Source organism: Lysobacter sp. S4-A87, from assembly GCF_022637455.1.
GTDB lineage: Bacteria > Pseudomonadota > Gammaproteobacteria > Xanthomonadales > Xanthomonadaceae > Lysobacter_J.
Genome location: NZ_CP093341.1, coordinates 2,808,844 through 2,821,766 on the forward strand (window position 1 = coordinate 2,808,844; position 12,923 = coordinate 2,821,766).

Annotated in this window: 9 protein-coding genes; 6 read left to right on the top strand and 3 right to left on the bottom strand. The window is 67.7% G+C overall.

What is annotated here, in order from left to right; genetic code table 11:
- The first annotated feature begins 135 nt into the window (after positions 1 to 135).
- From MNR01_RS12610 to MNR01_RS12635, 6 genes are all read left to right on the top strand, one after another.
- Positions 136 to 2,178: a serine hydrolase domain-containing protein gene (locus tag MNR01_RS12610; RefSeq protein ID WP_241918129.1), complete on the top strand. Its 2,043-nt coding sequence runs from the start codon at positions 136 to 138 to the stop codon at positions 2,176 to 2,178.
- A 19-nt stretch (positions 2,179 to 2,197) separates the two neighbouring features.
- The gene (locus MNR01_RS12615; protein ID WP_241918130.1) at positions 2,198 to 3,196 is read left to right on the top strand and encodes a dipeptide epimerase; all 999 of its coding nucleotides are present in this window, start codon (positions 2,198 to 2,200) and stop codon (positions 3,194 to 3,196) included.
- Between the two features lie 14 nt (positions 3,197 to 3,210).
- Positions 3,211 to 4,524 (top strand): peptide MFS transporter, encoded by a 1,314-nt coding sequence (locus MNR01_RS12620; RefSeq protein WP_241918131.1) that lies wholly within the window; start codon positions 3,211 to 3,213, stop codon positions 4,522 to 4,524.
- A gap of 99 nt (positions 4,525 to 4,623) precedes the next feature.
- Complete coding sequence (locus MNR01_RS12625; protein WP_241918132.1) at positions 4,624 to 6,942, top strand: TonB-dependent receptor; 2,319 nt, start codon at positions 4,624 to 4,626, stop codon at positions 6,940 to 6,942.
- Positions 6,943 to 6,948: 6 nt separating this feature from the next.
- Positions 6,949 to 7,992 carry a DUF1611 domain-containing protein gene (locus tag MNR01_RS12630; RefSeq protein WP_241918133.1) on the top strand — a complete coding sequence of 348 codons (1,044 nt, stop codon included), beginning with the start codon at positions 6,949 to 6,951 and terminating at the stop codon, positions 7,990 to 7,992.
- Positions 7,993 to 8,018: 26 nt separating this feature from the next.
- On the top strand, positions 8,019 to 9,620 hold the full coding sequence (locus tag MNR01_RS12635; RefSeq protein ID WP_241918134.1) for a serine hydrolase: 1,602 nt from the start codon (positions 8,019 to 8,021) through the stop codon (positions 9,618 to 9,620).
- A 66-nt stretch (positions 9,621 to 9,686) separates the two neighbouring features.
- On the opposite strand, the gene MNR01_RS12640 is transcribed toward MNR01_RS12635, so the two are convergent.
- From MNR01_RS12640 to MNR01_RS12650, 3 genes are all read right to left on the bottom strand, one after another.
- Positions 9,687 to 10,259, bottom strand: coding sequence for a DUF4136 domain-containing protein (locus MNR01_RS12640; protein WP_241918135.1), 573 nt, complete (start codon positions 10,257 to 10,259; stop codon positions 9,687 to 9,689).
- A gap of 247 nt (positions 10,260 to 10,506) precedes the next feature.
- On the bottom strand, positions 10,507 to 11,211 hold the full coding sequence (locus MNR01_RS12645; protein WP_241918136.1) for a LytTR family DNA-binding domain-containing protein: 705 nt from the start codon (positions 11,209 to 11,211) through the stop codon (positions 10,507 to 10,509).
- Complete coding sequence (locus MNR01_RS12650; protein ID WP_241918137.1) at positions 11,199 to 12,908, bottom strand: sensor histidine kinase; 1,710 nt, start codon at positions 12,906 to 12,908, stop codon at positions 11,199 to 11,201. The genes MNR01_RS12645 and MNR01_RS12650 overlap by 13 nt, the downstream gene beginning before the upstream one ends.
- Positions 12,909 to 12,923: the final 15 nt, after the last annotated feature.

Below are 12,923 nucleotides of genomic sequence, written 5' to 3' on the forward strand. Positions count from 1 at the left end.
CCAGAACGGGTTGACAATTCTCTGATTAGGATCATTCTTGCCCAAACGGGTCGATAGTCGGCCTGAGTGCGCCCGGTTCTCCGGCTGCGCCAAGTGGATCCGCCCTACGGGCATGAACTTGGGGAGTACGTGTCGATGCGTCTGACTGCAGTCTCGTGCCTGATCGGAATGATCCTGGCCCTGCCGGCAACTCTGGGCTTGGTGCAGCCGGCTTGGGCCCAGGAAGGACAGGACATCAAGCCGGCGGTGCCGGTACCGGGTGCGCCGGCGGCGGCCCTGCCGCAAGCGCCGGCCGTGGCGACCGACGTGCCGGTTCCCGGCGTGGCCGCGCTCAACCGCGCCGACGTCGAAGCCTGGCTCGACGGCTTCATGCCCTACGCGCTCAAGCGCGGCGACATCGCCGGCTCGGTGGTGGTGGTGGTGAAGGACGGCCAGGTGCTGCTGCAGAAGGGCTACGGCTATGCCGATGTCGCCTCGCGCAAGCCGGTCGATCCGGACAAGACCCTGTTCCGCCCCGGCTCTGTGTCCAAGCTGCTGACCTGGACCGCGGTGATGCGGCTGGTGGAGAGCGGCAAGCTCGACCTCGACCAGGACATCAACAAGTACCTGGACTTCCAGGTCCCCGCCCGCGACGGCAAGCCGGTCACGCTGCGCCAGGCCATGACCCACACCACGGGCATGGAAGAAACCGCGCGCGCGCTGATCGCCAACGACGAGAAGGGCCTGATTCCGCTCGAGGCCTACCTCAAGCACTGGGTGCCCACGCGCATCTATGACCCGGGCACCACCCCGTCTTACTCCAACTACGCCACCGCGCTGGCTGGCTACGTGGTCCAGCGCGTGTCGGGCATGCCGTTCGACGACTACATCGACCAGCACATCTTCAAGCCGCTGGACATGCAGCATTCGAGCTTCCGCCAGCCGCTGCCGAAGAACCTGCAGCCGCTGATGGCCAGTGGCTACTCGCGCGCGTCGGAGGGCAAGGCCAAGTCGTACGAGATCGTCAACCCGGCGCCGGCCGGCAGCCTGGCTGCCACCGGTGCGGACATGGCGAAGTTCATGATCGCCCACCTCAACAACGGTGCCTACGGCGACACCCGCATCCTGTCGGAAGCGACCGCGCGGCAGATGCACGACACCACGCTGACGATCCTGCCGCCGCTCAACCGCATGGCGCTGGGTTTCTACGAGGCCAACATCAACGGCCACCGTTCGGTCGCGCACGCCGGCGACACGCAGTGGTTCCACAGCGACCTGCACCTGTTCCCGGATGACGGCGTCGGCCTGTACATCTCGGTCAACTCCGGCGGCAAGGAAGGCGCGGCGCACGTGGTCCGCACCGAACTGTTCCAGGAGTTCGCCGAGCGTTACCTGCCCGGCCCGAATGCCGAAGGCAAGGTCGACGAAGCCACTGCCAAGCAGCACGCCGCGCAGATCGCCGGTCGTTACGACAACAGCCGCCGCTCCGAGGATGGCTTCGTCGCGATGGCCTACCTGCTCGGTCAGACGACCGTCGTGGCCAACGAGGACGGCACCATCACCGTGCCCGACCTGCTCGGCGCCAACGGCGCACCGCGCAAGTGGCGCGAAGTCGCACCGTATGTCTGGCGCGACGTCGACGGTCCGGACCGTATCGCCGCCAAGCTGGTCGACGGCAAGGTCGTGCGCTTCAGCACCGATCCGATCTCACCTTTCATGGTCTTCGACCGCACGCCCTGGCACCGCTCGGGCGGCGTGTTCCTGCCGATCCTGGCCATTGGCCTGGGCGCGCTGCTGCTGACCGTGCTGGCCTGGCCGATCTCGGCCCTGGTGCGCCGCCATTACAAGGTGCCGTACCAGCTCAACGGTGCCGACGCCACCTGGCACAAGCGCATCCGCATCACCTCGCTGGCCGTGCTGGTCGCGCTGGGCGCCGCAGTGGGCCTGGCGATCGGAATGCTGAGCAGCCTGGACATGCTCTCGCCGAGCAACGACAAGTGGGTGCACACGCTGCGCCTGCTGAACCTGGTGGTGCTGCCGCTGGGCGCGCTGGTCGGACTGGCCAATGCGTGGCACGTGCTACGCAGCGACCGCCGCTGGCCAGCCAAGCTGTGGAGCGTCGTGCTGGCACTGTCGATGCTGGGACTGCTGTGGTTCGGCATCTCCCAGAACATCCTCGGCTACAGCGCCAACTACTGACGACGGCAGGAATCATCCAGTGACTACTGCCGTCAGTGTCGACGTCCGCAATGAACTGCTGCGCCTGGCCAAGCCGTTCCGCATCTCCGGCCACGTGTTCCGCGATTCGCCGGTGACGGTGGTGACCCTGCGCCATGGCCCTCACCAGGGCCGTGGCGAAGGGGCGGGGGTCTATTACCTGCGCGATGAGCCCGCCGACATGCTGGCGACGCTGGAATCGCACCGCGAGGTGATCGAGGCCGGGCTCGGCCGCGACGAGCTGCGCGCGCTGCTGCCGCCCGGCGGCGCCCGCAACGCGCTCGATTGCGCGCTGTGGGAGCTGGAATCCAGCCGCGCCAGCGTGCCGGTGTGGAAGCTGGCCGGGCTGGAATCCGCGCGACCGTTGCTCACCACCTACACGCTGGGTGCGGACGAGCCGCAGGTGATGGGCGCCGGTGCGGTCGCCTACTCGCATGCCCGCGCCATCAAGATGAAGTTGACCGGCGAAGTCGACATCGACATCGAACGCGTCCGTGCCGTGCGTGCCGCACGTCCGGACGTCTGGCTCGGCGTCGATGCCAACCAGGGCTATGTCGCCGACACGCTGCAACGTCTGGTGCCGGTGCTCGTCGACGAAGGCGTCTCGCTGCTCGAGCAGCCGTGCGCGCGCGGCAACGAGGCCTGCCTCGATGGCCTGGATTGCTCCGTGGCCATCGCCGCCGATGAAAGCGTGCAGGGCCTGGACGAGATCGAACCGCTGCTGGGCCGCTTCGACGTGGTCAACATCAAGCTCGACAAATGCGGTGGCCTGACCGAAGGCCTGCTGATGGCCGAACGTGCACGCGCGCTGGGCCTGCAGGTGATGGTCGGCAACATGATCGGCACCAGCTGGGCGATGGGCGCCGGTTTCGTGCTCGGCCAGCACTGCGACATCGTCGACCTCGACGGTGCGCTGTTCCTGGCGCAGGACCGCAGCCCGGGGGTGATCTACGCCAACGGCCAGGTCGACTGCCCCGGCGACGTCTGGGGCGGTTGCTGACGATGGAGGCCAGCGTGCGCAGCAGCCGGGACCTGTTCGGCCAGCCGCGAGGCCTCACGGTGCTGTTCCTCACGCAGATGTGGGAGATCTTCTCCTACTACGGCATGCGCTCGCTGCTGGTCTATTACATGACCAAGCAGCTGCTGCTGGGCCAGCAGCAGGCGTCGCTGGTATATGGCATCTATACCGCGACCGTCTACTTCACGCCGATCATCGGCGGTGTCGTCTCCGATCGCTGGCTCGGCCGTCGCCGGGCCGTGATCATCGGCGCCTCGATCATGGCGTTCGGCCATTTCCTGATGGCCTCCGAGAGCCTGTTCTACTTCGCGCTGGCCGCGATCGCACTCGGCAACGGTTTGTTCCTGCCGAGCCTGCCCAGCCAGATCGACGGTCTGTACGCCAAGGACGACCCGCGCCGTGGCTCGGCCTACAACGTGTACTACGTCGGGATCAATGTCGGTGGCCTGCTGGCGCCGCTGGTGTGCGGCACGCTGGGCGAACTCTACGGCTGGCACTACGGTTTCGGCGCGGCCGGCATCGGCATGGTCGCCGGCCTGCTGATCTATGTGCTCGGCGCGCGCCACCTGCCCGAAGAAGGGCTGCACCCGCGTCGCATCGACACGCCAGCGCAGCCGACCGTTGCGCTGCAGCGCCATGAACTGTGGCAGCGCGTGCGCGTGCTGGTCGCGATCGCGCTGACGGTGATGCTGTTCCGCGGTGCCTACGAGCAGGTCGGCAACACGATCGCGCTGTGGGCCGACACCGGCATCAACCGCGTCCTCGGTGGCTTCACGATCCCGATGACGTGGTTCCAGTCGCTCAATCCGCTGCTCGTGATCGTGCTCACGCCGTTGTTCGTGGCGCACTGGACGCGGCAGGCGCGACACGGTCGCGAGCCCGCACCGGCGCGCAAGATGGCGATGGGCGCGGTGGGCGTGGCCTGCGCCTACCTGCTGCTCGCCGCCGTCAGCGCGAGCACGTCGGCGGGGCAGGCCAGCTGGATCTGGCTGGCGCTGTTCTTCCTGGTGCTGACCTCGGGCGAGCTGTTCATCCTGCCGATCGGCCTGGGCCTGTTCGCGCGACTGGCGCCGGCCGGGCATGGCGCCACCACCATCGCCGCGTGGTTCTCCGCGACCTTCGGCGGCAGCCTGCTTGCAGGCTTGCTGGGCACCTACTGGAGCGTGCTCGGGCCTACCTCCTTCTTCGTACTCATGGGCGCGGTCGGCATTGCCGCCGGCGTCCTGCTGTGGCTGCTCGACCGTCCCACCCGCCGGGTGGAAGCGGTCGCGCAGCTGCCCGCCGCGGCCGTGGGCCCGGCAACTCCTTAGTCCGCACAACCAGTCCACCAGCTTCCAGTTCACCAGGGGAACGAAGACATGCACGACGTTGACGCAAGCAGCAAACAGGCAAACTCGAAGCGCACGTCGATGCGAACGCTGCGCCGCAGCCCGCTGGCGATGGTCATCACCGGCACGCTGGCCATGGCCGTGACCGGATCGGCCTTCGCCCAGGACGCCGCCGCCGCCGGCGGCCGCAGCGCGACCGAGCTCGACAAGGTCGTGGTCACGGCCAACAAGCGCTCGGAGAACATCCGCGAAGTGCCGTCCTCGATCAGCGTGATCACCGAGGAGAGCATCGAGAACTCGCACGCCACCCAGCTCAGCGACTTCCAGTCCACCGTGCCGGGCCTGTACATCAGCACCAACGGCTCGCCGGGCAAGACCCAGGTCTCGCTGCGCGGCGTGTCGCCGCTCTCCTCCAGCGCAACCGTCGGCACCTATCTGGACGAAACCCCGCTGGGTTCCAGTGGCATCTACCAGGCCGCCAACTTCTTTGCGCTCGACCTGCTGCCGTACGACATCGGCCGGATCGAGGTGCTGCGCGGACCGCAGGGCACGCTGTACGGCGCAAGCGCCATGGGTGGCCTGGTCAAGTACGTGTCGGTGGCGCCGGACCTGGCCAACACGGAATTCCGTGTCGGTGGCGGACTGTCGAGCGTCGAGGACTCCGGTGACCTGGGCTGGAACGCCCGGTTCGGTGCGAACCTGCCACTGGTCGACGATCGCCTCGGACTGCGCGTGAGCTACGCGCAGAACGAACTTCCCGGCTACATCGACAACGTCGTCAATGGCGAGGAAGACATCAACTCCGGCAAGCAGACCAGCGCGCGGGTCGCGCTGCGCTGGCAGGGCGAGGCCGCCACGCTCGACCTGACGGCGATGCGCCAGACCGTCGACAGCGACAACAACGGCGTGGTCGCGCTGGACCCGGAGAGCCAGCAGCCGCTGTTCGGCGATCTCACCAACAACGTCATTGTCGATGAACCGTTCTTCAAGGACGTCGATTACTACTCGGCCACGGTGAACTGGAACCTGGGCTGGGCCGACTTCGTTTCGGCCACCGGCTATTCCGAGTCGCGCAGCAACCAGCGCCAGGACACCACCGTGCTGTATGGCGGCGTCGCCGACATGCTGCTTGGCCTGCCGGAACCGGGCAGCTCGTACTTCGACATCGGCCTGGACCTGGACAAGTTCACCCAGGAGTTCCGACTGGTCTCGAAGGAGAGCGGTCCGTTCGAGTGGATGGCCGGCGTGTTCTACACCAAGGAAGACGCTTTCCAGAAGCAGACGGCGAAGCTTAACCAGCTTGACGGATCGCCGCTGCCGGCGCCGTTCGACGCCATCGCAGGCACGCTGGCGGTCCTGCAGATCCCCAGCACGTATGAAGAAACCGCGTTCTTCGCCAACGGCGCCTACAACTTCACCGATGCATTCAAGATCGGCGCCGGCGTGCGCTGGTCGCGCAACGAGCAGGATTTCTCGCAGGACGTCACTGAAGGCATCCTCGTGCCGCTGGGCAGCACGCCCAACAGTTCGTCCGAAGACGTCTTCACCTGGAGCCTGAGCCCGCAGCTGCAGCTCAGCGATGAGGCGATGCTCTACGCGCGCGTCGCCACCGGCTACCAGCCGGGTGGTCCGAACGTGCTGGTCGAGGGCCTGCCGTCGCAGGTCGATGCCTCCACGCTGACCAACTACGAGCTCGGCCTGAAGTCGCTGTGGCTCGACAATCGCCTGCAGTTCGACCTGACCGGCTTCCATATCGCGTGGGAAGACATCCAGGTCGCATCGGTGGTGAACGGCATCTCCGGCCTGGTCAACGCCGGCAAGGCCAGCAGCACCGGTATCGAACTGGCGGCGGTGTTCCATGCCAGCAGCAACTTCGACCTCGGCCTCAACGGCTCCTACACCGACTCCAAACTCGACGAGAGCTTCCCGGTGATCTCGGTGGAGTCGCCGCCGTACCTGGTGGAGATCACGAGCGGTGCCAAGGGCGACGCACTGCCGTACGTGCCCGAGTGGTCCTGGAACGCCACGGCCGACTACTACCTGCCGCTTTCCAATGGCTGGACCGCGCACTTCGGCGGCGCCCTGCGCTACGTCGGCGCGCGTCGCAACGGCACCACCAACCGCCAGGACATCCTCGATCCCAGCACCACGCCGCCGACGCTGCTGATGAGCGACGTCACCCTGCCGCTGGAGCTGGACAGCTACACGGCAGTCGACCTCAATGCCTACGTCAGCAACGAGAACTGGACGTTCCGCGCGTATGTGAAGAATGTCAGCGACGAACGCGCTTACCAGTCCATCAACGACGTCACCAGCGAGCTGACCGACGTCACCGAGAAGCTCGTCGCCGCGCCCATCCAGCCGCGGACCTTCGGCATCGAGGTCGACTACAGGTTCTGACCGAAGATGCACGCAGCCCGCTCGTTGCACGAACCCGTCTCGCCCGCATTGCCCGCGCCGTACCTGCTGTTCCTGGGGGACACGGTCGAGCCCGGTTACGCCAAGACCGCCTTCGGTCTGCGTGACTGGGCGCCGGAGCGGTGCGTGGGCGAGTACCTGCTACCCGGCGCCCGTGTCAGCACGGGCCTGCCGGCGATGTCGCCGGCGCAGGCGCACGCGGCCGGTGCGCGCGCGCTGGTGATAGGAGTGGCCAACGCCGGTGGCGTCATTCCCGAACACTGGGTGGCGGCGCTGGTCACCGCTGTCGAATCCGGGCTCGACATCATCAGCGGCATGCACATGCGCCTGGCGGAGCTGCCTGCACTGCAGCGCGCCGCCACGCGTCATGGCCGCCGGTTGATCGACGTGCGCCGTCCACCGGACAAGCTGCCCATTGCCACCGGGCACAAGCGCAGCGGCAACCGGTTGCTGACGGTCGGTACCGATTGTGCGCTGGGCAAGAAGTACACGGCACTGGCACTGGCACGCGCCTTCACCTCGCGCGGGCTCGATGCCGACTTCCGCGCCACCGGCCAGACCGGGATCCTGATCGCCGGCGGTGGCATTCCCATGGATGCGGTGATCGCCGATTTTGCCGCCGGCGCGGCCGAGATGCTCTCGCCCGATGCAGCCGCTTCGCACTGGGACGTGATCGAAGGCCAGGGCTCGCTGTTCCATCCGGCCTACGCCGGCGTGTCGCTGGCGTTGCTGCATGGCAGCCAGCCCGACGTGGTCGTGGTCTGCCACCAGCCCGGCCGCGATCGCGTGCTTGGCCACGCGCACTACGCATTGCCGAGCATCGAAGACACCATCGCGCTGAACCTGCAGCTGGGCCGTCGTACCAATCCGCACATCCGTTGCGGCGGCGTCAGCCTCAACACCGCGCACCTCGACGTAGACGCCGCGCGTCGCCTGCTGGCGGCCGAAAGCGATCGCCTCGGTTGCGCCGTCGCCGACCCGATCCGTGGCGGCGCCGAATTTGAAGCAATGGTCAACCAATGTCTGGGATGAACATGAAAACGTCTGGGAAGCGACGGATGCACAAACCCACCATGCTGCAGCTGATGCCGGCCATTGCCGGCGTTGCCTTCAGCTTTGCCGCATGGGCGGCGCCACCGGCCGACCTGGACGAGCATGTCAACGCGGTGATCCGCGAACAGGGCGTGCCGGGCATGGCCGTCACCATCGTCGAGCAGGGCAAGGTGGTGCACGCCAGGGGCTACGGCGTGCGCAAGCTTGGCTCGCCCGAGCCGGTCGACGCGGACACGATCTTCCCGACCGGATCCACCGGCAAGGCGATTACTACCGCGGCGCTGGCCGTGCTGGTCGACGAGGGCAAGATCGGCTGGGATGACAAGGTCATCGACCACATCCCCGGCTTCCAGATGTACGACGCCTGGGTCACGCGCGAGATGACCATCCGCGACCTGCTCGTGCACCGCAGCGGCCTGGGCCTGGGCGCGGGCGACCTGATGTTCGTGCCGCGCTCCTCGCTCAGCCGCGCCGAAACCGTGCGTCGCCTGCGCTACATCAAGCCGGCGACCAGCTTCCGCAGCGGCTATGCCTACGACAACCTGCTGTACGCCGTCGCCGGCCAGCTGATCGAGGAAGTCAGCGGCCAGGACTGGGAGACGTTCGTGCGCGAGCGCGTGCTCAAGCCGGCCGGCATGCGCACCTCGACCACGCGCGATGTCGACCGCTGGGCCACCGCCAACCGCGTCCAGCCGCATGCGCGCATGGACGGCGGCTTCCGCGGCGTCGGCAAGCAGGAAGTGCTGGACGAGCGCCAGAGCCTGGGCGCCAATGCCTCGCCGGCCGGCGGCGTGTCGTCGAGCGCGAACGACTTCGGCCGGTGGCTGTCGATCCAGCTCGCCCACGGCGCGTTGCCGGACGGCAAGGGCCGCCTCTTCAGTGAGGACGCCTCGCGCGAGATGTGGACGCCGCAGGTGCTGATGCCGATCAACGCCTATCCGGCGCCCATTGCCGAGGCCACGCCGCAGTTCTCGGCCTACGCGCTGGGCTGGGACGTGCGCGATTACCGCGGCGCCAAGATCATCGAACACGGTGGCGCCGTATTTGGCGTGCAGACGATGGTGGTGCTGATCCCCGAAAAGCAGGTCGCCTTCTCGCTGCAGATCAACTCCGAGGACGGCGTGGTCCTGCGCGGCCTGACCTTTGAGTTGCTCGACCACTACCTGGGCGCACCGAAGCGAGACTGGGTCGGCGACTTCGCGGCCTACAAGAAGGCCCGCGTCGATGGCGCGCTGGAGTTCCTGGCCAAGAGCAAGGCGGAGAAGAAGCCTTCGCGCCCGTCACTGCCGCTGGACGGCTACGCCGGCAAGTTCGCCGACCCGTGGTACGGGCCGATCGAGATCACCGTTGGCAAGAGCGGCGCGGAGAACGGTCGCCTGCGCCTGAACTTCAGGCAGACGCCGAACATGGTCGGCACCCTGGAGCACTGGCAGTACGACACCTTCCAGGTTCGCTGGGATGACCGCACTGCGGAGCCGGCCTATGTGAGCTTCGGCATCGATGCCGACGGCAAGGTCGACCGGATCAAGATGAAGGCGGTGTCGCCGCTGGCGGACTTCAGCTGGGACTACCACGACCTGCTGTTCACGCCGCAAGCAGGCGGGTGAGAAAAGTGCGGCGCCGGTTCTCTCCCCGGCGCCGCACTGCTGTGCCCTGATCGTGCCTGCTGCCGCTTACTGCGCCTGGGCGACCGGCGTGCCTGGCGGGAACGTCGCGAACATCTTGTCGACGCTGGCGAGCATGTTGGTGGTCTGGCGCTGCGGATTGGACGGCACCGTGCCCTGGGCAATGCCGCGCCAGATCGCGCGCTTGCTCTGCGCATCGAACATATCCAGCACCAGCGTGCCGTAGGTGTAGGCGCGGGTCGTGGTGGAGCCATAGCTGGCGCCCCAGCCCCAACCGCCGCAGCAACCCCAACCGCCACCCCAGCCCCAGCCGCCCCACATCGGGCCGCTGTAGAAACTGTCGAGGCTGTAGCGCGTCTCGGTGGCGACGTTGGCGACGATGTCGATCTGCGCCTCGGTCGATTGCGTCCAGCCGCGCTCGCGCAGCTTGGCGTCGACCGCCGCGACCAGACGCTGCTGCTCGAGCGGCGAATAGCCTTCCGGCTTCTGCGCCCAGCGGTAGGTCCGGTACTGACCGAAGCTCACGCCCGGGTCGTAGTCGGTAAACACGGCAGGCGTGGTGGCGCAGCCGGACAGCATCGCGATGCCCATCGCGACGACGAAAATGAGTGAACGTTTCATGGCCGGCTCCCAAGTGGCGGCGACATCAGCATACGCCTGCCGCGGTAAGGCAAGCGAGGGTTGGCAGGCCGCTTTCTGAAGCATTCAGTCTGCGCCGGGGGCGATCACATCGCCATGACGAAAGCTGGCATTTCTCCCAGTCTGGATTCGACGCCCGGGTGACCAGCCCCGGCGGGATCGGTTCCCGATGGCGTGCGGGCGGCGGAATCCCGTCGTCACCACGGCTGCCTGCCGCCCGGGCGTCCCGCTACGTGGCCAGGGCGAGCTCGCCCCGCAGCGCCGCGACGTGGGCCCGACCGACGGGCAGCTCCGCACCGTCGTTCAGCACCAGCCAGTAGCGGCTGCCCGAACCCGCATGCAGGGTGCGGACGTGGCGCAGATTGACCAGGTACGAACGGTGGCAGCGGACGAAATCGGGCGGCAACACCGCGGTCAGGCTGGCCAGGGGTTTGTCGTGCAGTTCGCTGCGGCCGTTGAGCAAGCGCAACTGGCTGTAGTCGCCGTCGGCGCGGATCCACAGCACGTCCGCCAACTCGACCAGGGCCGTGCCCTGTGCGCGCCATATGCCGAGGTAGCGGGCGCCGCCGGAGCGATAACGGCCGACATCCAGCAGTCGCTCGAGTGCAAGGCCGAGGCGCTCGCGCGGGAAGGGCTTGGGGACGAAATCCAGTACGCCATGCTCGAAGGCCTGCAGCGCACGCTCGCGATGGGCCGAGACCACGACGCAGTGGTAGCGTCCGGCCACCGCGCTGCGCAGCAGTTCGAATCCGTCCTCGCCCCCGAGGTTCAGGTCCAGCAGCAGTCCGTCGTAGACGTTGCGCTGGAGCCGGTCGCCGGCCGATTCCAGGTCGGCGACGGCGTCGAAGCGTGCACGCGCGCCCGCCAACTCGGTGCACAGGCGTAACAGGCGCTGGCGAACCAGCAGCTCGTCCTCGACGATCAGGATGCGCATGTCAGCTCCATCGTGCCGCACCAGTCCGCGCCGTCGGCGCCCTGGACGAAGCGCCAGCCGCCGGGACAGGCGGCGGCCAGGCTGGCCTCGATGTAGCGCGTGCCGGTGCCGTGGCCGCGATGCGGAGCGGACCCGCGTGCGCCGCGCAGTTCCAGGATCCAGCGGTCGTGCTGGCGACGCACGCGCAGGCGGAACGGATGTTGTGCGCAGGCGACGGCGCCGGCATGGGTCAGCGCGTTCTCGACCTGGGCGTGGAGGACGCCGGGTGGCAGCCACAGTCCGGTCTGCTCGGCGTCGACCTCGAAACCGATCTGGCGATCCAGGGCCTGGCCGACGATGTCCAGGTGGTTGCGGCACAGGGCCAGTTCGTCCTCCAGCGGAACGCTCTGGCGGGAGCTGCTCTCGCGCAGGCGATCGAACTGATCGGCCAGCGACTCGACCAGGCGGCTGGCGCGCATCGGCGCCTGCTCGATCAGCTCCTGCAGGCAGGTCAGTGTGTTCATGAGCCAATGCGGCTGGATGCCCCGCTGCAGCAACTGCAGCGAAAGACGGGCGCGCTCGTCGCGCAGTTGCCCGTTATGGCGGTCCAGGGCGCGCAGCTGCGCCGCGTGGCACAGCAGCAGGAAGCCCATCAGCACCGCCAGGAACAGGAAGTACGGACCATCGAGAAAGGCGCCGCCGGACAGTGGCACCGCCAGTGCGCCGGCCAGCACCAGGGTCAGGATCGGCCAGCGCTCCTCCGCCTCACCACGGGCGCGCAGCAGCAGCCATGCCGAGGTCAGCAGACTGAGCAGCAACAGCGCAGCGCCGCGATCATCGAAACCCGGCAGGAACACGATCACCGCCACCAGCGTTGCCAGCCATGCGATGCGCGTGCCCGTGGACACCGCGACACCGAAGCGACGCGCGATGTAGGCCGGCAGCAGCACCGCCGCTGCCATGTGCAGCAGTTGCAATGCGAGCAGGCGTGGTCCGTGCCAGGGATACGCATAGCCCAGCAGCGGGCGCCAGGCCTCGACGGCCGGCAACGCAAGGCCGACCGCACCCAGCGCGAGCAGCAGGCGGGCACCTGGCACGCGTGGCCGGCCGCGTCGCACTACCAGGAAGTACAGGCATGCCGCACCGAGTGCGCCGGTCGCGAGCGCCGCGATCAGCCAGGGTCCGATCCGATGGCCGTAGATCGACTCGACCGGCCCCATCGCAATGAAGGCATCCGCGCTGCCCGGGCGAATCCACTGGTGATGACTGGACGCGAGCACGACCAGCTCATCGTTGCCGGTGGCAGACGAAGGCGGCAGCACGCGGACGATGTCGATCAGGCCCGGTTGCTCTTCTTCCGCGCTGCGGCCCACCGTGCCATTGACTGCCAATGGCTGGCTGTTCCAGTAGGGCTGGCTGGCGGCGCGCAGCGAAAGCCGAATCGCGCGGTCGGTGGAGTGCTGCGCCGACGATGCAGGCAAGCGCCAGCGCAGCCAATAAGGATCGCGCCAACCAGCGAGCTCGCGCTGATCCAGCGGGCGCCAGTCCAGATCGCGTGGTGGGTGCGTTGGCAGAGCCCCGGACACCGTCATCGAGGCAGGCGCCATCTCCGCGGCTTCCACGTACGACGTCCCCGGCGGCGGCGCCGCAAGGGCCAACCATGCGGCAACTGCAGCGAGCAATACGGTGAGTGCGATCAACGGGCGCGGAATCTGCATGCAGCCATCGTATCG